This is a genomic window from Sphingopyxis sp. (genome assembly GCF_965279725.1).
GTDB lineage: Bacteria > Pseudomonadota > Alphaproteobacteria > Sphingomonadales > Sphingomonadaceae > Sphingopyxis.
In genome coordinates, this window is record NZ_CBDIIL010000001.1 from 143,544 (window position 1) to 165,478 (window position 21,935).

Below are 21,935 nucleotides of genomic sequence, written 5' to 3' on the forward strand. Positions count from 1 at the left end.
TCACGCGAGAATATTTTCGACAAGCGCGTCGAATGAGACGCCGCCGCGGATCGGGTCGGTGACCGGCAATCCAAGCCGCTGGCGCTCCGCCGCCATCAGCGCTTCGGCGGCGTCGGCGTCATAGCTTGACGTGTTGAGGCTCACCCCGCCGCAACGGATCGCCGGATTGGTCCGGCTGCCGAGGCGGATCGTCAGATCGATGACCTCCTCGACCGATGGCAGCGCAAAGCTCTCCAGGCCCAGGATCACCTTGCGCGTCGGATCGTGACACACGACGAACACGTCGGGCTGGCTGCCGTGGAGCAAGCCGAGCGACACCGCGGCATAGGCCGGGTTAAAGATCGACCCCTGCCCCTCGATCAGATCCCAATGATTGTCGGGCGCGTCGGGGCTGAGCATTTCCGCCGCCCCCGCCTCGAAATCAGAAATCACCGCGTCCATCGGAATGCCGCCGCCGGCGATCATGATCCCAGTCTGGCCCGTGGCGCGAAAGTCGGCGTCAATGCCGCGCTCGGCAAAAGCGCGGTGCAACGCCAGCGCGGTATATTTCTTGCCCAATGCGCAATCGGTGCCGACGGTCAGCAGCCGCTTGCCACCACGTTTGCGGCCATTGCCGATCGGGATCGACGGCGGCGGCGTGCGAACGTCGATCAGTCGCTGGCCCGTGCGCTTTGCTGCCTCAGTCAGCGCGGGCAGGCTCGCCAGCCGGACGTGCAGCCCGCTGACGATGTCGAGCCCCGCTTCCATCGCCTCGACCAGCGCGGCGATCCAGCTGTCGCCGATCACCCCGCCCTGGTTGGCCACCCCGATCACCAGCGACCGCGCCCCTGCCGCCCGCGCAGCGGCGGGCGACAGGGGCGGCAGACCGGTGGTGACGGTGCAGCCGGTGATCGCAAGCTCGCCAACGCAGCGATCACGCGCCCAGTCGGCCAGCCCGAAGGCGGTCTTGGCATAACCCGCCTCGGTCGTGTCGCCGAGGAACAGCAGATAGGGCTGCGGCAGGGTCAGGCTGTTCGCCAGCCTGCCGATGGGGGCGTTCATCGTTTGCAACTCCCAATCCGTTCAAAATGCCATGTCGAGCGCGACACCGACGGTCCGCGGCTGGAGCGGCGAAATGCCAAGGAAGCTCGGCTGGTTAAGCCCGTTGGCAAAAGTCGAACGCGCCATCTCCCCTTCGTTATCGAGCAGGTTGCGAGCATAGGCACGCAATGTCCAATGATCGTTGAAGGTGATCGAGGCGTTGAGATCGACCGACGTATAGGGCTTGGCCGTGGCCACCAGCGGATCGCTTTCGACCAGTGACAGGCGGTTGCTGGCGTGGCGGATGCCAGCGCCAAAACTGCCCTTGTTGCCGCCGCCCAGTTCGAATTCGTAATCGGCACGCAGCGCGCCGCTGAACTTCGGCACCGCGGGCAGACGATCGCCGTCGGCGCCGCTGATTTCCGGGACATCCTCGCTGAGCACCGCGTCGGTATAGCTGCCCGTCGCGCTGATCGTCAGGCCCGGTGTTGGACGAAGCGCAAAGCTGCCTTCGACGCCCTTGCTTGTAGCTTTACCTCCGTTGGCACCGCCCGACACGCCGCCAAAGGCGCGCGTGACCTGAATATCCGTCCAGTCCATCCAGAACAGCGCAACATCGACCGAGACCATGCGATCGGCAAAATCCGCCTTGAGTCCGACTTCATAGTTTTTCATCCGGTCCGCATCGACCGTGGGCGGCACATTGGGAACGATAACGTTCGGACCGCCCGGACGATAGCCGGTGGCGAGACGCGCATAGAGCATTGCGTCGTCGTTGATGTGGAATTGTGGGCTGATCGAGTAAGTGAAGACGTTTTCGGCGGATTTGCCAGGATCATTGGCTTGCGGCACGATCGCGCCCGAACTGATCTGACGGAAAGTCTGTTCGTTGCGCGCCCAGCGCAGGCCGCCGGTGACCTCGAACCGGTCGCTGATTTTGAAGGTGCCGTTACCGAAGACCGCATATTCCTTGTAGGTCGCGGGCAGACCGACGATCGCCAACGGATCGAGCCCGGCGATGGGGTTACCAGCAATGTCGAACGAGCGAACAAGCTGCGCGTTGCTGGTCGTCTCATCGGTGAAAAAGCCGCCGACCAGCCATTCGAACCGCCCGCCGCTCGGCGAAGCGAGCCGCACTTCCTGCGTCCATTTCTTCAAACCCAGATCGAGCGAAAAGGGCGTGACACCGGGCGGAACCGCGCCGCCGGTGAGCAGAGGAAAGAGAACCCCGAACGCATAGCTCGCGTCCTGCAACTGCCGGCTCTGCGTCTTGCTGTAGGTCGTTGCCGACGTCAGCGTCGCGGCGCCGAAATCATAATCGAGCGTTGCCGAATAATAGTCGAGATCGACGTCGAACGATTCGGGGACATAATTATTGTACGAGCGCCCGTCGCCAAGCCGCTCGCCGGTGAGATCAGCGGCGTAAAGACCATTGCCATCGGAATCGAGTGACTGCCAGATACCGGCAAGCTTGACGCTGAATTCAGGCGTCGGCGTCCACAGCAGGGCAACCCGGCCGCCGCGCTGTTCATAGCTGTTCTGGTCCTTGAGCGCGGCATTGTTGACGCTGTCGACCCAACCCGGCGTGCTGCGCCAAGCAAAACTGGCCGAGACGCCAAGCTTGTCCTCGACGATCGGGACGTTGACCATTGCCTGTGCGCCCCAGCCAAAGCCGTCGCCGCCCTTGATGTCGAAGCCCTCGACCCCCGCCTTCACGCTGAACGTCTTCGTGCTCGGCGCAACGGTGACATATTTGACCAGTCCGCCAATCGAGCTGGCGCCATAGAGTGTGCCTTGCGGTCCCTTCAACACCTCGATGCGCTCGAGATCATAAGGCATAAGGTCGATCGTGAATGCCCCGGCGCGGTTGTAGATCGCGCTCGATCCGACTGGTGCGTCATCCAGGTAGATTCCGACCGTCTGACTGCCGTTGAGCGGCGCGACACCGCGCAGCGTAATGGTGGTCTGCCCCGGTGTGCCGCCGTTGCTGACGTTCATGCCGGGAACATAGCCCGCATAATCGACGAGCGAGGCTGAGCCCTGTTCCTGTAATTCTTCCCCGCTCACGACACTGATCGCGATCGGCACGTCTTGCACGTTCTGGACGCGCTTTTGCGCGGTGACGACGATCTCACCCGTCGTTTCTACCGCTGCCGCTTCCTGCGCATGCGCCGGCATCGCGGCCAACAGTGCAACCATGCTTCCTGCAATCAAAAATGCTTTTTTCATCGTCTTACCCCCAGACTTGGGCGAGCAGGCGGCGGAAATTGCCACCGAGCACGGCCCGGATGTTGTCGTTTGAATAGTCGCGCCGGATCAATTCCTCGGTCAGGTCAAAGACCTTCAGAGGATGATCGAAACCGTCGATGTCGATCTTGTCGCGAAAGGCGTAGCTGCCCTTGTAGCTGCCCTTCAGCGCCGCATATTCGGCCGGGATCATGTCGTCATAACCGTTGAGGTCGGCGTCTGACCCGATGCCGACATGATCGATCCCGACCAGCTTGGCGACATGGTCGATATGGTCGGCCATATGCCCGACGTTGGTCGGATCGGTCGTGCGGACGAACATCCGCACCCCGGTGATGCCCATCACCCCGCCCTTCGCCGCGAGCGCCTTGATCGCCGCGTCGGTCTTGACGCGCGGGTGATCGACCAGCGCGCGGGCATTGCTATGGGTGATCGCGATCGGACCCTTCGCGATAGCGATGGCGTCGAGCGTGGTCTTGTCGCCGCAGTGCGAGACATCGACGAGCATGTGCTGCTTTTCCATCTCGGCGATGATCGCGGCGCCATAATCGCTGACCCCCCCGTCGACGCGTTCGGTGCTGCCCGACCCGATCATGTTCTGGCTGTTATAGGTCAGCTGCGCGCAGCGCAGGCCGAGGCGGCGGAATAGCGCGACATCCTCGATCTTTTCGAAATGCTCGGCATTCTGGATACCCATGATGACGGCACATTTTTTTTCGGCCTTGGCGCGGTCGAGATCGGCAACGCCATCGACCAGCGTGAAGACATGGCTGTTGCGGCCCGCAAACCCCTGCCATCCCGCGAGAAATGTCAACGCCTGCTGCTTGGCGTCGGGGCCGCCAAGGCCATAGGCGTTGTGAAAGCCGGTAATGCCGCTCGCCTTGAATTCTGCGGCTTCGGCGTCGGTCAGCCGGTGCGCCACATAGTCTTCGGACATCGTGATCTTGAGCGGCGCGAGCATGTCGATGACCAGCGATGCGGCGACGAGATCAACCGCGCGGCGCGAATAGCTGCGTCCCGGCGCCGCTGCGAAAGCAAAGGCGCCTCGATTGATCATCGGCGCGGACACAGCCGTACCAACCGCGCCCGCGATGATCGCGCGGCGCGTCACTGGGAATGACAGGGTCATTCCAGCCTCCCTTTCAGCTAAGTTTCAATATGACGACTATTGTCCTAATCAGAAAATTGTCAACCCAAATAGGACATCTATTTGTCACACACCCCAAATATTTGCCGGGCAATGGATCATGCCGCCGCGATATTCGACGCCGGGCGTCCGATCGCGCGCGAGGAAGGTGGGACCATCGAGATCGACGATGTCGCACAGCTGGCCGAGCACGAACGACGGTGCCATCGACAGGCTGGTGCCCATCATGTTGCCGACCATTACGTCGAGCCCCAGCTTTTTCGCCTGCCGGGCGATCGCCAGCCCTTCGGTCAGGCCGCCGCATTTATCCAGCTTGATGTTGACGACGTCGAACCGGCCGACGAGCGTGGCGGTATCAGCGAGCGACACCGCGCTTTCATCGGCGACAAAGGGTAGCGGACGTTTCAAGCCGTCAAGATCGGCCTCTCGCCCCCGTTTGAGCGGCTGCTCAAGCTGAGCGACCTTGGTGGCGACAAGCACGGGCAGCAATTCGACGAGGGTGCGAATATCATAGCCCTGGTTGGCATCGACGCCGATCCACGCGTGCGGACGCGCGGTGCGGATCGCGACGACGCGGGCGATGTCGTCGCTCAGATCGCCGGTCAACTTGACCTTGATCGGCGCGTCTGGATCGATCGCCAGCGCGGCTTTCGCCATATTCCCGGCGCTGTCGGCGCCCAGCGTGAGCGTCGAGGGCAGCGGTTTGGGGGGCTTCATGCCAGCGAGATCCCAGACCGGACGCCCCGTCTGCTTCGCCTCCATATCCCAAAAGGCGCAGTCGAGCGCATTGCGGGCGCCGCCCGGAGGCAGCAGGTGTTGCAAATCCTGTCGCGTCGCGCCGCGCTCGATGTCACCCCGAACGCGCGCCGCCTCAGCGAGCATGTGATCGATGTCGTCGCCGAGGTAATAAACCCCCGCCCCCTCACCGCGCCCGACATGGGTCCCGTCCGACAATTCGGCAACGAGCAAAGCGGTTTCGGTGAACACATGCCCCGAAATGCGAAACGGCTGATGATAGGGAAAGCGCTCGACCCGAAGGTCGAGCGTCAGTTCCCGCATGCTTTGCTTCGCCATCAATAGACCATTCCAAAGCCATAGAGATGGAAGACCAGCGTCACCCAGACGAGCACCGCGGCAGCCAAGGTCAGCAGCACCGCGCCAAGCTTCATCGTCCAGCGGCGCTTGTCCTTGATGCTGAGCCACAGGTGCCAGCCCGCCGTGATGAGCAAGCCAAAAGCGGCGAGCGGCGTCAGGATGCGGAGCAGATGGATCAGCCAGTCGAGCGGCCCACCGATCGCACCGATGTCAGCCGAAAACGCTGCGATCAACCCGAGCCAGCCGACGACAGCGGCGATCGCGAGCCAGGCAAAGATGCGCGACAGGCGGTATGCGCGCCGCGCCTGACCGGTCAGCGCGAAGTCCGCCTTGAAGCTGCGCCGTACCAGCGCGCGCACCGGCCACGCCAGCGCCGCGAGCAGCACAATGCCCAGCGCGAAGATCAGGGCGGGGTTCAGCCACGCGGCGTTGACGCCCGCCGCCGCAGGTTCGAACACCATGAACGGCGAGCCGGCGTCGAGGCTCCAGCGCACGACGCGCCCGTCCTTGACCTCGGCAGCAAGACGTTCGCCGGTTCCGGTGTCGCGCCACACAAAGGGTTCGACCTCGACCCAGTCACGCGCGCCCGCGCCCAGACCGTCGAGCGCCGGCAGCGTGATCTTGCCATCGGCAGTCACCCCTACCGTCGTTTGGCCCAACAGCCCGAGCAGGCTGAGGAAATTGGTGAACGAGCCGCGGCTGCTGGTGTAATGGCCGACCATCATTTGCGCATGTTCGCGCGCCGTCTTGGCGTCGACGACCCCGGGCGTTCCGGTGCCGGGCAGGTAGCGGTCGGCGAATTTATGGAACAGCGCGCTGCGCACCGCACCTGCGTCGCCCGCTTTGCCGGCGCTGTTCATAGAGATGAAAACGCCGATGTCGGCATCAGGGAACAGCCACAGGTAAGAGTGGAACCAGACAGTATCGCCGCCGTGCGCGATGGCGCGATGGCCGTTGACCTGTTGTTCGTAGAAGCCGAGCGCCATGCTGTTGAGCGGGCCGACGCCGGGCGCCTTGAAATCATGCATCTGCTTCGCGGTTTCGGGCTTCAGAAGTCCCGCACCGTCATTCAGATGCGCGATCATGAACTTGCCCATGTCGGCGCCGCTGGCCGACAGGCTGCCCGCCGGGGCAGGAATGACAATTTCGAACGGCTCGGCCTGTTGGGTGACGTCGGGATAGCCCTTTGACATATGCGGCAGGAGGCGCGCGGGCAGCGGCTGGCGGAACGACGAATGGGTCATGCCCAGCGGCGTAAAGATATGATTTTCGATATAATTGTCGAACGGCTCGCCGCTGACGCGCTCGACAATGTAACCTGCGAGCGCGGTCGCATAGTTGGAATAGGCCGGGGTCGTGCCGGGCGCGAACACCCGGTCGGGCAATGCCAGCGGCATCTGTTTTTTCAGTGCCATCGCCGCCTTGGGATCGCTGCTGATCAGATAGCGCACCGATTCCTGAAAGCCTGCCGTGTGCGTCATGATGTTGCGCATCGTGATCGGCTTGCCCTGATAAGCCGGGATCTTGAAATCGAGATAAGCGTTGACGTCCTTGTCGAGGTCGATCTTGCCCGCTTCGACTTGCTGCATCACCGCGGTCCAGGTGAACAGTTTCGACACCGATCCGGGGCGGAACAGCGTGGTTTCGGGCAGGACGGGCGCGCGCTTCGCGACATCGGCAAAGCCATAGCCCTTCTCCAGCACAACCTGATTGCCGCGTACCACGACGACGACGGCGCCCGGGATACGCCCACGCTCCAGCGCATAAGGCAGATAGCCGTCGAGCCAGGCTTCGAGATCCTTGGCATCGAGCTGGACGGGCGCGGTGGGCGCCTTCGCGGCCGGCACCGCTGCTGTTTCGACTGTCTTCGCGGTTGGCGCGGGCACCGGCCCCTGCGCCGCCAGCGGCAGCGCAGCGAACGCCGCCAGCCCGATCATCGCCTTGCGGATGAAACGCATCGCTTTCCCCTTTTGTCTGGCGCGGCTTGTCTGACCTTGCAGCAAGCCGCGCGACCCCTTACCAAGGGTCAACAACTATTGACCCGATAGGGACATAATGATCCTGATTAGAAAATTGTCAAATATGGAATGGAAAAATTAATGGCGGATCGTCCAACCCCGCCGACCTTGGGAGCGGTGATGCGGGGCATCCGGTCGCGAAACGGCTGGACGCTCAAGGAGATGAGCGCGAAGTCGGGCATCCCGGTGTCGACGCTGTCCAAGGTCGAGCACGACCGGCTGACGCTCAGCTACGACAAGCTTCAGCAGCTGAGTCAGCGACTCAGCATCCGGATGTCCGACCTGTTTGCCGAGGATGAGAGCGACAGCGCCCCCCGAGTCACGGGCCGCCGCAGCGTCGGCACGATCGATCAGGCGGTCCGCGTTACGACCGACAATTATGATTATCATTACCTCTGCACCGACTTGCGCCAAAAGCGGATGATCCCGATCATCACCCGCATCCGGGCGCACAGCGCCAGCGAGTTCGGCGATCTCGTCCGCCACCAGGGCGAGGAGTTCATTTATGTTCTGGAAGGCGAGGTCGAAATTCACACCGAATTTTATGACCCTGTTTCGCTCAAGACCGGTCAGGGCATCTATCTCGATTCGTCGATGGGCCATGCCTATGTCGTCGCCGATGGTTTTGACGAAGCGCTTGTCCTGGGCGTTTGTTCCAGCGCTGACGACGGATTGATGGACTCATTGATGAGCCTGCACGGCTAATCCTTCTTTCACGGAGAAAATTGATGGCTTCGCGTCGCTCGTTCGCCCCTACCCTGATGCTGTTGTGCAGCTCGACATTGCTGTCGGCGTCGGTTGCGGCGAAAACCGCGGCGCCGCCTTATGACCTGATCATCCGCGGCGGCACCTTGTACGACGGATCGGGCAAGCCGCCCGTGGTCGGCGACGTCGCGATCAAGGACGACCGCATCGTCGCGGTGGGCAAGATCGACGGCAAAGGCCGCACCGAAGTATCGGCCAAAGGCATGGCGGTGGCGCCCGGCTTCATCAACATGCTGAGCTGGGCTACCGAATCGTTGATCGCCGATCCCAGGAGCCAGAGCGATATCCGCCAGGGCGTGACGCTGGAGGTGATGGGCGAAGGCTGGTCGATGGGACCGATGAATGCCGCGATGAAGGCCCAGGAAACCGAGCGGCAGGGCGACATCAAATATCCGATCGAATGGACGAGTCTCGGCGATTATCTGACCTATTTGGAAAAGCGCGGCATTTCGACCAATGTCGCGAGCTTCGTCGGCGCCGCGACGGTGCGGGTCCACGAACTGGGCGAGGATGACGTCGATCCGACGGCAGAACAGCTGACGCGGATGCGGGCCTTGGTAAAGCAGGCGATGAACGAAGGCGCGCTCGGCGTCGGCAGCTCGATCATCTATGCCCCGGGCTCGTATGCCGAGACCGACGAGCTCGTTGCGCTTACGACCGAAGCCGCGAAATGCGGCGGAATGTACATCAGCCATATGCGATCGGAAGGCGACCGGCTGGAAGAAGCGGTCGACGAGCTGATCGACATATCGCGCCGGTCGGGCGCGCCGGCCGAAATCTATCACCTCAAGATGGCGGGGCGCAGCAACTGGGGCAAATTCGATTCGGTGGTGCAAAAGATCGAGGCGGCGCGCGCCGAAGGGCTGAAGATCACGACTGACATGTACACCTATACCGCGGGCGCCACGGGGCTCGACGCCGCGATGCCGACTTGGGTGCAGGCTGGCGGGCTGGAAGAATGGATCGAGCGATTGAAAGACCCCGCGGTCCGCGCGCGGGTTGCCGGCGAGATGAAAAAGCCGGGAAGCGACTGGGAAAATCTCCATTTCGGCGCGGGCGCCGACAAGATGATTCTGTCAGGCTTCAAAAGTGACGCGTTGAAACCGCTGACCGGCAAGACGTTGGCCGAGGTCGCGGCGATGCGCGGCAAATCGCCCGAAGAAACCGCGATGGACCTGGTGGTCGAGGACGGATCGCGCGTCGGCACCGTCTATTTCCTGATGTCGGAGGATAATGTGCGGGCGCAGATCAAGCTGCCGTGGATGAGCTTCGGGTCCGATGCTTCCTCGCAGGCGCCTGAGGGCGTTTTCCTGAAATCGAGCACCCATCCGCGCACCTATGGCAATTTCGCGCGGCTGCTGGGGCGCTATGTGCTCGACGAGAAATTGATCTCGCTCGAACAGGCAGTGTACCGCCTGACCACCCTGCCCGCGACCAACCTGGGCATCAAGGATCGAGGCGCCCTGAAACCCGGCTTTTATGCCGACGTCGTCGTCTTTGATCCGGCCACGATCGGCGATCAGGCAACCTTCGAAAAGCCGCATCAATATTCGGTCGGGATGCGCGATGTGTTCGTCAACGGCGTCGGGGTGCTGCGCGGCGGCGAACATAGCGGCGCGACGCCGGGACGCGCCGTCCGCGGTACGGGCTGGAATCGCTGCGGGTAATGGGCTTTGCTAAACGCCTGATTTGGCACCGCTTTGACTGTGCTAGTACAACACCATCGGTTTACTGCGCCAAAATCCAGCTGAATCCGGCTTAAATCCACCGCGCGCGGCACGTTAAATGTCGCATGACCACCAAAGCGACACCATCGAACGAGCCGGTAGGACGGCTCCTGGATTGGCTGGGGCTTCGCCAAGCACGCGGCGCGCCCCCTGCAGGTCGGCACGCCCCGCCCGATGGCGGAGGTACCCGCGATCTGGCGCAGCTGGCCCGGCATCAGCTGATCGGGACGATCATGGCGTTTCTGGTCGATAACGATCTTGACGTGTCGCCGACCAATTTGTTGCTCGCGCACGCCGCATTTTCTGGAATGAACCCGCATCTGGCGCGGCAGATCACAACGCGATCGCAGTCCGCCGACGGAATCAGCCAGCAATGGCTGAATGAACTCGGGGAACAGAATAGCGCCCCCGCAGACCATGCCGATCTCGACCGCCTGATGACGCGGCTTGAAACCAACCTCGAATCCTTTCACGTCCACGCCAAGGAAGCGCGGACGGTCACCAGCGATTATGGCACCGAACTCGAACAGCATGTCGATGATCTGGAGCAGTTGCAAAAGACCGGACGGATCGTCTCCAGCCTCGCCGATCTCGCCAAGGCGATGCTCGAACGCACGCGCAAGGCCGAAGATCATATGCGCAAAAGCGAGGACGAGGCCAAGGCGCTGCGCCGCAGCCTCGACCGCGCCAAGCGCGATGCCGAGCTCGACTTCCTGACCGGCCTTCCCAACCGCCGCGCCTTCGAAATTCTGCTCGAACGCCACTATAAGGAAGCACGCGCCGCATGCGAACCGTTGAGCGTCGCGTTTTGTGACATCGACGAGTTCAAAAAGGTCAACGATCTTCACGGGCATGAAGCGGGCGATCGTGTCATCAAGGCGATCGCCGACACGCTGTCGCGCATATCCGACGACCGCTGCCACGTCGCGCGCCACGGCGGCGAAGAGTTTGTCATGCTGTTCCGCGGCCTGACGCCAACCCAGGCCGCCGAGCGGCTCGACGAAGCCCGCGAAGGGCTGGCCGGGCGACGGCTGATCAATCGCAAGACCGACGAGCCCTTCGGCCAGATCACCTTTTCGGGCGGGGTTGCCGACGTCTTTGGTTATGGCGAAACCCGCGGCGCACTGAAAGCGGCCGACGACGCGCTCTACAAAGCGAAGGCCGGTGGCCGCAACCGCATCGAACTCGCCGAACTCAGCTAAAATCAAGTTTCCGCACGGGGGCGGGACGCCGCGGGCCATCGCACACCAGAGTGCGACGGCCCGCGGCGATTTCTGTGTTTGATGCCGCTAAGAGGACCGTCCGCATTCGGCTTGCGACAACCATACCAATTTAATACCAATAAATCCTAATGATGGCTAACCGTGCTCCGACCGCCGACATTCGACCGCCCAATAACTCCAATCTTGACAGCATATGTGATATTGTTATGACGTATGCATTACCAATAAAGACCAATAGATCTTTGGGAGGATCGACATGCTGAAATCTAAGCGACTTTTTGCCACCGCAAGCATCATCGCCTATGCGACCTGCGTTTCGCCCGCATTGGCGCAAGACACCGGAACCGCCGCCACCGATGAAATCGTCGTCACCGGCTTTCGCGGCTCGGTCGCCCAGTCGATCGACGCCAAGCGCGATCTGGCGGTGATCGCCGATGTCGTGACCGCCGAAGATATCGGAAAATTCCCCGACAAGAATGTCGCCGAAGCGCTCCAGCGCGTCCCCGGCGTCGTCGTCAATCGTGAATTCGGCGAAGGCGAGCGCGTCTCGCTGCGCGGCACCGCGCCCAATTTGACCAAGACGCTGCTCAATGGCCACACCGTGGCGACCGCCGACTGGTTCATCCTCGATCAGGTCGCCTCGACGCGTAGCTTCAACTATCTGACGCTGCCCGCCGAAATCGTCGGGCGGCTCGAAGTCTATAAAAGCCCACAGGCCGATGTCGAGGAAGGCGGCGTGGGCGGCACGATCAATGTCATCACCCGCAACCCTCTCGACCTGGAACCCTTCGCCGTTTCGGCGTCGCTGCAGGGCGTCTATTCGGACCTGTCGGGCAAGGTCGATCCACAGATTTCGGGTCTGGTCAGCTGGAAAAACGCTGACGAAACCTTTGGCATATTGATCGGCGGCATCTATCAAAAGCGCCGCACCCGCCGCGACGGCCTGGAAATCTTTGGCTATCGTCCCGCTGGCGGCGGCCAAACTGCGTTGATTCCGACGCTGATCGGTTCGACGATGTTCGAACAGAATCGCGAACGCTATGGCGCCAATATCGGCGTCCAGTTCCGTCCGTCGGACGAGCTCGAGATCAACCTCACCGGCCTCTATTCGCGTTTCAACGCCGATAACTTCAACCAGAACTACCTCGCCTGGGGCGATCAGGCACTCGGCGGCGGCGGCACCCTGACCAATGCCGTGATCGAAAACGGCGTCGCGGTCGCCGGCACCATCGCGTCGCGCAACAACGGCACCGAGGGCTTTGGCACCGTCTATGATGCGATCGATCGGCAGGCGGTCGCCAAGACGGTTTCGGCCGATTTCGACCTGACCTATCGCCCCTCCGATACGTTGACGGTCCATTTCAAGGCGGGCTGGACCAAGGCGAACGGCGATACGAGCAACGAGAATTTCATCGAGTTCGCGGGTCCGGGCCGGTTCTCCTACGACCTGCGCAGCGGCCGTCCCGAAGTCAGCTTCAGCAATCCGGATCCGCTCAATCCCGCAGGCATCCGCCCCGATTTCGCTCGCATTCAGTCGGTCACCAATGACGACGAGGAAAAATATTTCTATCTCGACGTGGAAAAAGAGGTCGAATGGGGTCCGCTCACCGCGCTGAAATTCGGCGTCAAATATACCGACCATGACAGGGTAGCTGAACGCTTTGCGACCAATGGCGGCGTGTTCACCCCCGGCCTGCGCTGCAATGGCGCGCCGTGCACCTCGGCCGATTTTGCGACCGGCGGCGGCATGCCCGGCGACTTCCTTGACAATATTTCGTCGGCTGGCACCCTGACCGACTATTGGCGCGTCGATCCGGCCAAGCTGCGCGCGATCTATGCCGCCGCCACGTCGCCCGGAACCGATCGTTTCCTCGTCCCCGGCAACAGCTATTCGATCAACGAAAAGGCCTATGGCGGCTACGGCCTCGCCAAATTCGGCGGCGACAATTGGCGCGGCAATGTTGGCGTCCGCGTCATCACCACCGACCAGACGTCGCAGGGCTTTATCATCGGCGGCGCCAACCCGCAGTTCACCAACCCCTTCGGTGGCTTCACGCCGAGCACGGCGAAGCGGTCCTACACCGACATTTTGCCGAGCGCGAACCTGGCGCTCGACCTGTCGGACAAGGTCGTGCTGCGCTTTGGCGCGGGCAAGACGGTGACGCGCCCCGATTTTGTCGACATCACGCCGGGCGTCGACCTCAACGGCACGTTGCTGACGGGGCGCGGCGGCGATCCGAACCTCGATCCCTATCGCGCCAATCAATATGATGTGTCGATCGAATGGTATCCCGATCGCGAAACGATCGTCGCGCTCGCCGCTTTCTACAAGGATATCCAGTCGTACATCGTCAACTCGACATCGACCGAAACCCTGCCCGGCGTGTTCGTGCTGGGGTCGCAGCCCGCAGGCTGCGTCGCGGCGGGCGGCGGCAATCCGAACCTGTTCAATTGCCCCTATCAGATCAACCGCCGCAGCAACGGCGACGGCGGCCGCAACCAAGGGTTTGAATTCCAGGTATCGCGCCCGATCTGGGGCGGCTTCGGCGCGGTGGCGAACTACACCTATTCGGATGCCAAGGCGAATAACGGCGATCCGATCCCCGGCAATTCAAAGCATTCGCTCAACCTGACCGGCTATTATGAGAATGACCTGCTGAGTGCGCGCGTGTCGTATAATTACCGGTCAAAATTCTTCATCGACATCGATCGCGCCGCCCCGCTCAACCAGGCCGCGCTGTCGTCGCTCGATGCATCGGTCAGCGTCAATGTCACCGACGGGATCGCGCTGACGGTCGATGCGGTGAACCTGACTAACGAACCGATTGAGCAATATTCAGGAACCCGGGCGCAGCCGCGCGCGACCTATGACAATGGTCGCCAATTCTACTTCGGCGTCCGCGCCAAATTCTGACACTGGGCGCAGCGGCCGTGCCAGCTCCCTGACCGGAGCTGGTGCGGTCTTTTTTTGGCAATGCCGCGTCAGCGGCTCCAGCGCGCGAAAATTGCGGTGGGCAGTAACAGCCCGCGCGTCTCTTCGCGCACCGCCAGCTCGCCGCATTCGACCTTGCCAGGCAGATCGGCAAACAGCTGCGCCAGCAGCTCGCCGATCGCCAGCGCTGACATGCGGACGGCATAGACGGTCAGGAACAGCGCGCGGCTGTCGGCATCGAGCAACTGACGGCAATCGGTCAGCAGCGGCGCCAGCCCCTCTTCCAGCTGCCAGCGTTCGCCCGTCGGACCGCGACCGAATTTCGGCGGGTCGAGCAGGATCGCGTCATAGCGCTTCTCGCGCCGCACCTCGCGCGCGGTGAACTTGCCGGCATCGTCAAGGATCCAGCGCACCGGCTTGTCGGCCATGCCAGCCAGCGCGGCGTTTTCGCGCGCCTGCCCTACCGATTTCTTCGACGCGTCAACATGCGTCACCGACGCTCCAGCGGCGGCCAGTGCCTGACTGCCCACCCCTGTATAGCCGAACAGGTTCAAGAAAGCCGGGTCAGGCTTGCCCGCGACCTGTTCGCGCAGCCAATCCCACACCGGCGCCATGTCGGGGAAAAAGCCGAGATGACGAAATGGGGTGCATTGCGCGGTAAAACGCGTTTCGCGCCACGCCAGTGGCCAACCCTCGGTCGGCACCGGCTTGTTATAATACCAGCGGCCACCGCCATCGTCGTCGGACGCAGGGATAAATTCGCCGTCGGCGGCCTCCCATTCGCTGGCGGACAACGCGGGCGCCCACATCGCCTGCGGCTCGGGGCGGATGAAGCGATAACGGCCATAGCGTTCGAGCTTGCGTCCGCCGCCGCTGTCAACCAGCCCATAATCCTCCCACGCCTCGCCGACCAGGGTGACAAGCGGCAGCAGCTCAGCCACGGGTGGCTTCCGCGAGGACAAAGGCTTTTACCGCGTCATAGTCGCCGGGCAGCTTTTCATAGCGCTCCTCGCGTTCGAACAGATTGCCGAGCCGCGCCGGTAGCGATGGGCGCACACCGGTCGCTCGCTCGACCGCTTCGCGAAACTTTGCGGGATGCGCCGTCGCCAATGTGACGATGGGAATGTCGGCATCGATGTCGAGCGTCCGCGCCGCGGCGAGGCCGACGGCGCTGTGCGGATCGATGATCTGGCCGCCATGTTCCTGCGCCCAGCGCAGCGCCAGCGCCATCGCGTCGCCATCGATGCTGGCGCTGGAAAACAGGGCGCCCGCGCCCGCGATCATGTCGGCGGGAATGGTCATCGCGCGGTTCGCATCGAATTCGCCCATCATCGCCGTAATCGCGGCGCCATCGCGGCCCGACAGATCGAACAACAGGCGCTCGAAATTGCTGCTGACCTGAATGTCCATGCTCGGCGTCGCGGTCGCGGTGACCGTTCCGGCGCTATAGTCGCCGCGGGTCAGCGCGCGGTGAAGGATGTCGTTGACGTTGGTGGCCACGACCAGCTTTGCGATCGGCAGCCCCATCTGCGCCGCGACATAACCCGCGAACACATCGCCAAAATTGCCCGTGGGAACGCTGAACGCGATCGGACGGTCGGGGCCACCGAGGCGGACTGCGGCATAGAAATAATAGACGATTTGCGCCATCAACCGCGCCCAGTTGATGCTGTTCACGGCCGAAAGGGTCAGCTGGCCGCGCGCCTGTTCGTCGCCGAACAACCGCTTCACCATCGCCTGGGCATCGTCGAAGCTGCCGTCGATCGCGATATTATGGACGTTGGGCGCCAGCACCGTCGTCATCTGGCGGCGCTGGACGTCGCTGACCCGTCCTTCGGGATGCAGCATGAAAATCTGGATATGCTCGCGTCCCGCAACCGCCTCGATCGCCGCGGATCCGGTGTCGCCCGACGTCGCGCCGACGATCGTGATGTCGGTGCCGCCGCCGCTCAGGAATTTCTCGAACAGCTGGCCGAGCAGTTGCAGCGCGACGTCCTTGAACGCCAGCGTCGGGCCGTGGAACAATTCAAGCAGCCAATGACGATGATCGAGCTGGACGAGCGGAGTCACCGCATTGTGGCTGAAACTGCCATAGGCGGCGCGGCACAGCTGGCGCAGTTCGTCCTCGGTCAGTACGCCCGCGACGAAGGGCTGCATGACGCGCACCGCGGTTTCGGCATAGTCGAGGCCCGCGAGCGCGCGAATATCGTCGGCCGACATCTGCGGCCAGTGCGCCGGCAGATACAGGCCGCCGTCGCTGGCGAGACCGGCCAGCGTTGCGGCACGAAAGTCGAGGGTCGGCGCAGCGCCGCGGGTGCTGATATATTCCATGACGGCACAGCGCCTAGAGTGATTTCGAGTGAAATGGAACATTTCACGGCTAGGAAATCATGGAAAAAGCACCCTCCGGGCTGGGCTCAAGGCCGCCAGCGGCGACGGACAGCCAAGATATAGATCACCAGCGCGGCGGCGGCGAACAGGAACCATTGCACCGCATAGGCAAAGTGGTTGTTCGGCGTGTCGTCGGCCGACGGCACCGCACTGGCGCGAAGGCCCGCAACAGGCGCGTTGGCGATCAGCATTGCGCGCGCGGGCGCGCCCTTGCCCATCGCCCGCTCCATCACCGTCGGTTGCTCCGGACCGGGAACAATTGTTCCCTGCACCGTGCCGCCGCTCCATTTGGGCGGCGCGAAATCGTCGCTAATGCCGACATCGACCAGCACCCCCGGGCCTTCGGCGCCGGTCCGGCAATCGGCGATCATGCGAATGCCCGCCATTCCCTCGCGATCCGTCCCGCTGCGCGGATCCCAGCGCACCGGCTCCAGGCAAACGACGCTGCTCTTGCGATAGAGGAAGGCATCGGCCACCGGCGGCAATTCGGGATAGGCGACGGTCGCCGACATCGCGGTGTTGCGCTGGAACAGCGCGATGAGCGCTTCTTTTTCGTTCTTGCGCTGAAGCTGCCACACGCCAAGCGCGATCATCACCGCGACCGCGACAAGCACGATGATCGTCGGGACCAGCGGCCAGCGCCGCGTCGAAGGTGGCGCGGGTTCCGTCATCCCTTGTCATCCATTTGGCGACCCTCGGCGGCCTGCCGCTGATGTTCGCTCGTTATTAGCGCACCCTTGGCGACGCGGAGCCCGTAAACGACAGCGACGGCGGTCAGCGGTACCCACAGCAGGACATGCACCCACAGCGGCGGCTTCACCGCGGCATCGAGCGCCAGCGCCAGCGCCACGATTAAGGCACCGACAATCAGGGTAAGAAACGCCGCAGGACCGTCCCCGACATTGTAGCGGCTGTAATCCAGCCCGCAGGCGTCGCAGGACGGCCGAAACTTCACCGGGCCGTCGAACAGCGTCTTTGCACTGCATTCGGGGCAAAGACCAAAAAGGGCAGCGCGCCAGACCGGCGGCTGCCCTTTTGGAAGGAAATCGCTGTCCGGCAATTTAGTGCGCGGCGACCGGCGCGCCCCAGCCGCCCCAGACATAGACGATGATGAACAGAAACAACCACACCACATCGACGAAATGCCAATACCAGGCAGCGGCTTCGAAACCGAAATGCTGCTTGGGGGTGAAGTGACCCTTGTAGGTACGGGCGAGGCAGACGATCAGAAAGATCGTGCCGACCAGCACGTGAAAGCCGTGGAAACCAGTCGCCATGTAAAAAGCCGAACTGTAGTTGCTCTGGCCGAAACCAAAGGGCGCATGCATATATTCATACGCCTGGATCATCGAGAAGATCGCGCCGAGGATGATCGTCGCCCACAGGCCTTTTTTCAGGCCGTCACGGTCGCCGTGGATCAATGAATGGTGCGCCCAAGTGATCGTCGTCCCCGAGCAGAGCAGGATCAGCGTGTTGAGCAGCGGCAGCGAGAAAGCATCGATAACTTCGATGCCCTTCGGCGGCCACATCGTAATCAAAGCCGCACCGTCCTGACCGAACAGCGACGTTACCGCGCCTTCGGCATATTCGATCGGCACCGGAAACAGTGAGAAATCGAACCACGCCCAGAACCAGCCGACAAAGAACATGACTTCCGACGCGATGAACAGAATCATGCCGTAGCGCAAATGGAGCTGGACGACCGGGGTATGATCGCCAGCATGCGCCTCGTTGATGACGTCCGACCACCAGCTGAAAAATGTCGCGATGACGCCCATCAGGCCCAAGCCGAGCACCCATTTTCCGGCGCCGCCGAAATAGTCGGTGTGCATGAACATCACGAGACCGAAGAACATCGTCAGCGCCGCGACCGAGCCGATAAGCGGCCAGACGCTGGGGTTTACGAGGTGATAGTCATGATGTTTCGCACCGGACATGGCGTTTTTCCCGTTTTTGCAGTCCCAGCATCGCGATTCCCCATCGCTTGCCGGTCTTGTTTAGACTCTGATCGCGGCCTTAGCTCGCCTTTTTACCCTCGTCTACAGGGTGGAAGGTATAGCTGAGGGTGATTTCCTGGATGTCGCGCGCGTCGGGGTCATCCATGATCTTGGGATCGACAAAGAACAGCACGGGCATCCGCATCTGTTGCCCCGGCTCCAACCTTTGCTGGGTGAAGCAGAAGCACTGGATCTTGGTGAAATATTTGCCCGCCTGCGTCGGCGTGACGTTGAACCCGGCGGTCCCGACCACCGGCTTGGAAGAAACATTCTCGGCGATAAAGATCGCCATGTCACGTGCGCCGATGCTGACGGTGTCGGTCGGATGTTCGGGATAGAATTTCCACGGCAGCCCCGGCGACACATTGGCGTCGAATCGAACCGAGATGGTATCAGAAAGGATCGCCGGCTCTTCTGCAGCGGCGACTGGATCGTAGCGCTGGGTCGTGCCGCCGAAACCCGTCACACGGCAAAACAGATCGTAAAGCGGCACCGCCGCGAAACCGAGTCCGACCATCGCCACCGCCAGCAGCGACGCCAGACTGGCCGTCCGGGCTTTGGGCGACAGCCGGGCGATCATGAGAAAACCTGCATCTTGGCGATGGTGATGAAGAAGAACAGAATCGCCAGCCCGCCGAGCATCCACGCCATCATGTTGGCGCGGCTGCGCTGGCGGCGGCGATATTCGGCTTCGTCGAAAGGCTCTTTTTTCGGTTCGTCGGTCATAATGGCCACCAATGATCGGCAACAACGGCGCCGAAGAGAATGAAAAGATAGGCAATCGAGTAAGCGAATAGCCGTTTTTCGGGCTGCATCATATCGCCCTCGCCCGTCGAGCGGGTGCCGACCTGAACCGAGAGCGCCACGAACAGCGCCGACAGGATGATCGCCGTCCAGCCGTAAAGCGCGCCTGTGTAACCCAGCGGCCACGGCGCAATCGCCGCGACCGCCATGATCAGCGCATAAAACAGGATCTGGCGCCGCGTCGATTTCTCGCCCGCAACCACCGGCATCATCGGGATGCCCGCGGCTGCATAGTCCGAGCGCATGAACAGCGCGAGCGCCCAGAAATGCGGGGGGGTCCACAGGAAAATCAGCAGGAACAACATCACCGGCAGCGGCGCGATCGAACCGGTTGCTGCGACCCAGCCAATCAGCGGCGGAAATGCACCGGCAGCGCCGCCGATGACGATATTCTGCGGCGTCCGCGGCTTCAGCCACATCGTATAGACAAATACGTAAAAGAGGATCGAGACCGCCAGCAGCAGCGTGGCCTGCCAGTTCGACGCGAACAGCATCAGGAACAGGGAAAACGCCGCAAGGCCGATACCGAACTGCAGCGCCGTCTGCGGATCGAGCCGCCCCGCCGGGAGCGGACGACCCGCCGTCCGCTTCATCTTGGCGTCGAGCCCCGCCTCATACCATTGGTTGAGAGCGCCCGAGGCGCCTGCCCCCAGCGCGATCGCCAGGATCGAGGAAAAGGCCAAAATGGGCGGAACATGGACCGGCGCCGCCAGCAGCCCGCACAGCGCGGTGAACACCACCAGCGACATGACGCGCGGCTTGGTCAGCGCGAACAGGTCGCGCCAGTCGGCCGGCAGGGCCATTTCGCCGTGGGTCAGGCTCTGCGCCATGATTACTCCGGCCTGGATTCATGCGCCCCCTGCCGAAAAACAGCAGGGGGAAGCATGATCAGGCGATACGCGGCAGTTCGTTGAACTGGTGGAACGGCGGCGGGCTCGACAATGTCCATTCGAGCGTCGTCGCACCTTCGCCCCACGGATTGTCAGCGGCCTTCTTGCCGGCGAACAGCGAGTAGCCGATGTTCGCGAAGAAGAAGAGCATGCCGACGCCCATGATGACATAGCCGTATGACGAGATCAGGTGCCAATGCGCATAGGCTTCCGCATAGTCGGGATAACGGCGCGGCATGCCCTGCTGGCCCAGGAAATGCTGGGGGAAGAACATGACGTTCACGCCGATGAAGAAGACCCAGAAGTGCAGCTGGCCAAGGACCTCACTATACATCCGGCCCGACATCTTGGGGAACCAATAATAGAAACCGGCGAAGAGCGAGAAGACCGCGCCCAGCGACAGCACATAGTGGAAGTGCGCGACGACATAATAGGTGTCGTGCAAATTGGTGTCGACGCCGCCGTTGGCCAGCACGACGCCGGTGACGCCGCCGACGGTAAACATGAAAATGAAGCCGAGCGACCACATCATTGGCGTCTTGAACGTCATCGAGCCGCCCCACATGGTGGCGATCCAGCTGAAGATCTTGATACCCGTCGGAACCGCGATGACCATCGTCGCGGCGGTGAAGTACATCTTCAGGTTCACGGACATGCCGACGGTGAACATGTGGTGGGCCCACACGATGAAGCCGACGACGCCGATCGCGACCATCGCATAAGCCATGCCGAGATAGCCGAACACCGGCTTTTTGCTGAAGGTCGAGATGACCTGGCTGACGATGCCAAAGCCCGGCAGGATCATGATGTAAACTTCGGGGTGGCCAAAGAACCAGAACAGATGCTGGTAAAGCACGGGGTCGCCGCCGCCCGCCGCATCATAGAAGGTGGTACCAAAGTTACGGTCGGTCAGCAGCATTGTGATGGCAGCGGCCAGAACCGGAAGCGCGAGCAGCAGCAGGAAGGCGGTGACGAGCACCGACCACACGAACAGCGGCATCTTGTGGATCGTCATCCCCGGTGCGCGCATGTTGAAGATCGTCGTGATGAAGTTGATCGCACCAAGAATTGACGCGGCACCCGCAAGGTGGAGCGAGAAGATGGCCATGTCGACCGCAGGTCCGACCGAACCGCTGGTCGACAGCGGAGCATAGACCGTCCAGCCGGTGCCGGCGCCATTGCCGCTACCCCCGGGGACGAACAGCGACCCCATCAACATGACGAACGCGACGGCGGTCAGCCAGAAGGAGATGTTGTTCATGCGCGGGAACGCCATGTCGGGCGCGCCGATCATCAGCGGGACGAACCAGTTGCCGAAGCCACCGATCATCGCGGGCATGACCATGAAGAACACCATGATCAGGCCGTGGGCCGTAATCATCACGTTCCAGAAATGCTTGGCCGCGGTCAGATCCTGCGCCCCGCCCAGCGCCTGCGCCCATGTGCCCAGATACTGAATGCCGGGATGCGCCAGTTCGAGGCGCATCAGTCCCGACAGGCCGCCGCCGACGATGCCAGCAACGATCGCGAAGATCAGATAGAGGGTGCCGATGTCCTTGTGGTTCGTCGACATAAACCAGCGGACGAAAAAGCCCGGGGTATCGTGATCATGGCCCTCATGCGCGTGATCGGCATGGCCATGGGCGGGTGCAGTTGCAGCGATATCGGTCATCTGTCGG

Annotated in this window: 18 protein-coding genes; 4 read left to right on the top strand and 14 right to left on the bottom strand. The window is 62.3% G+C overall.

All coding sequences use genetic code 11. From position 1 onward, the window contains the following. From ACQY6T_RS00685 to ACQY6T_RS00705, 5 genes are all read right to left on the bottom strand, one after another. Window positions 1-1,041, bottom strand: coding sequence for a DUF1611 domain-containing protein (locus ACQY6T_RS00685; protein ID WP_428627275.1), 1,041 nt, complete (start codon window positions 1,039-1,041; stop codon window positions 1-3). Window positions 1,042-1,062: 21 nt separating this feature from the next. Continuing rightward, entirely contained in the window at window positions 1,063-3,219 is a 2,157-nt protein-coding gene (locus tag ACQY6T_RS00690) for a TonB-dependent receptor (RefSeq protein ID WP_428627277.1), read from the bottom strand. Between the two features lie 34 nt (window positions 3,220-3,253). Further along, entirely contained in the window at window positions 3,254-4,396 is a 1,143-nt protein-coding gene (locus ACQY6T_RS00695; protein ID WP_428627280.1) for a dipeptidase, read from the bottom strand. 84 nt (window positions 4,397-4,480) lie between these two features. Further along, entirely contained in the window at window positions 4,481-5,473 is a 993-nt protein-coding gene (locus ACQY6T_RS00700) for a dipeptide epimerase (protein ID WP_428627282.1), read from the bottom strand. A gap of 14 nt (window positions 5,474-5,487) precedes the next feature. Then, the gene (locus tag ACQY6T_RS00705) at window positions 5,488-7,467 is read right to left on the bottom strand and encodes a serine hydrolase (RefSeq protein WP_428627285.1); all 1,980 of its coding nucleotides are present in this window, start codon (window positions 7,465-7,467) and stop codon (window positions 5,488-5,490) included. A gap of 141 nt (window positions 7,468-7,608) precedes the next feature. Between ACQY6T_RS00705 and ACQY6T_RS00710 the strand changes: the two genes are divergently transcribed. The 4 genes from ACQY6T_RS00710 to ACQY6T_RS00725 all read left to right on the top strand — a co-directional run bounded on the left by ACQY6T_RS00710 (window position 7,609) and on the right by ACQY6T_RS00725 (window position 14,156). Continuing rightward, the gene (locus ACQY6T_RS00710; RefSeq protein WP_428627288.1) at window positions 7,609-8,232 is read left to right on the top strand and encodes a helix-turn-helix domain-containing protein; all 624 of its coding nucleotides are present in this window, start codon (window positions 7,609-7,611) and stop codon (window positions 8,230-8,232) included. Between the two features lie 23 nt (window positions 8,233-8,255). Next, window positions 8,256-9,959, top strand: coding sequence for an N-acyl-D-amino-acid deacylase family protein (locus ACQY6T_RS00715; RefSeq protein ID WP_428627289.1), 1,704 nt, complete (start codon window positions 8,256-8,258; stop codon window positions 9,957-9,959). Window positions 9,960-10,084: 125 nt separating this feature from the next. Next, window positions 10,085-11,221 (top strand): diguanylate cyclase domain-containing protein, encoded by a 1,137-nt coding sequence (locus ACQY6T_RS00720; RefSeq protein WP_428627290.1) that lies wholly within the window; start codon window positions 10,085-10,087, stop codon window positions 11,219-11,221. 277 nt (window positions 11,222-11,498) lie between these two features. Beyond that, window positions 11,499-14,156, top strand: coding sequence for a TonB-dependent receptor (locus ACQY6T_RS00725; protein ID WP_428627293.1), 2,658 nt, complete (start codon window positions 11,499-11,501; stop codon window positions 14,154-14,156). Window positions 14,157-14,224: 68 nt separating this feature from the next. On the opposite strand, the gene ACQY6T_RS00730 is transcribed toward ACQY6T_RS00725, so the two are convergent. The 9 genes from ACQY6T_RS00730 to ctaD all read right to left on the bottom strand — a co-directional run bounded on the left by ACQY6T_RS00730 (window position 14,225) and on the right by ctaD (window position 21,928). Continuing rightward, window positions 14,225-15,103, bottom strand: a complete 879-nt coding sequence (locus ACQY6T_RS00730) for a class I SAM-dependent methyltransferase (RefSeq protein ID WP_428628802.1) — start codon at window positions 15,101-15,103, stop codon at window positions 14,225-14,227. 4 nt (window positions 15,104-15,107) lie between these two features. After that, entirely contained in the window at window positions 15,108-16,505 is a 1,398-nt protein-coding gene (gene thrC / locus ACQY6T_RS00735; RefSeq protein WP_428627294.1) for a threonine synthase, read from the bottom strand. 86 nt (window positions 16,506-16,591) lie between these two features. Further along, a complete protein-coding gene (locus ACQY6T_RS00740) occupies window positions 16,592-17,236 on the bottom strand; it encodes an SURF1 family protein (protein WP_428627296.1) in 645 nt (214 codons plus the stop codon). Then, complete coding sequence (locus ACQY6T_RS00745; protein ID WP_428627297.1) at window positions 17,233-17,625, bottom strand: DUF983 domain-containing protein; 393 nt, start codon at window positions 17,623-17,625, stop codon at window positions 17,233-17,235. The genes ACQY6T_RS00740 and ACQY6T_RS00745 overlap by 4 nt, the downstream gene beginning before the upstream one ends. A 1-nt stretch (window position 17,626) precedes the next feature. Continuing rightward, window positions 17,627-18,502, bottom strand: coding sequence for a cytochrome c oxidase subunit 3 (locus ACQY6T_RS00750; RefSeq protein ID WP_428627299.1), 876 nt, complete (start codon window positions 18,500-18,502; stop codon window positions 17,627-17,629). Between the two features lie 79 nt (window positions 18,503-18,581). After that, window positions 18,582-19,142, bottom strand: coding sequence for a cytochrome c oxidase assembly protein (locus ACQY6T_RS00755; RefSeq protein WP_428627301.1), 561 nt, complete (start codon window positions 19,140-19,142; stop codon window positions 18,582-18,584). Next, complete coding sequence (locus ACQY6T_RS00760) at window positions 19,139-19,288, bottom strand: hypothetical protein (protein ID WP_428627303.1); 150 nt, start codon at window positions 19,286-19,288, stop codon at window positions 19,139-19,141. Before ACQY6T_RS00760 ends, ACQY6T_RS00755 begins: the two co-directional genes overlap by 4 nt. Continuing rightward, window positions 19,285-20,196 carry a heme o synthase gene (locus ACQY6T_RS00765; RefSeq protein WP_428627305.1) on the bottom strand — a complete coding sequence of 304 codons (912 nt, stop codon included), beginning with the start codon at window positions 20,194-20,196 and terminating at the stop codon, window positions 19,285-19,287. The genes ACQY6T_RS00760 and ACQY6T_RS00765 overlap by 4 nt, the downstream gene beginning before the upstream one ends. Before the next feature lie 58 nt (window positions 20,197-20,254). Next, complete coding sequence (gene ctaD / locus ACQY6T_RS00770; protein WP_428627306.1) at window positions 20,255-21,928, bottom strand: cytochrome c oxidase subunit I; 1,674 nt, start codon at window positions 21,926-21,928, stop codon at window positions 20,255-20,257. Between the last annotated feature and the right edge of the window lie 7 nt (window positions 21,929-21,935).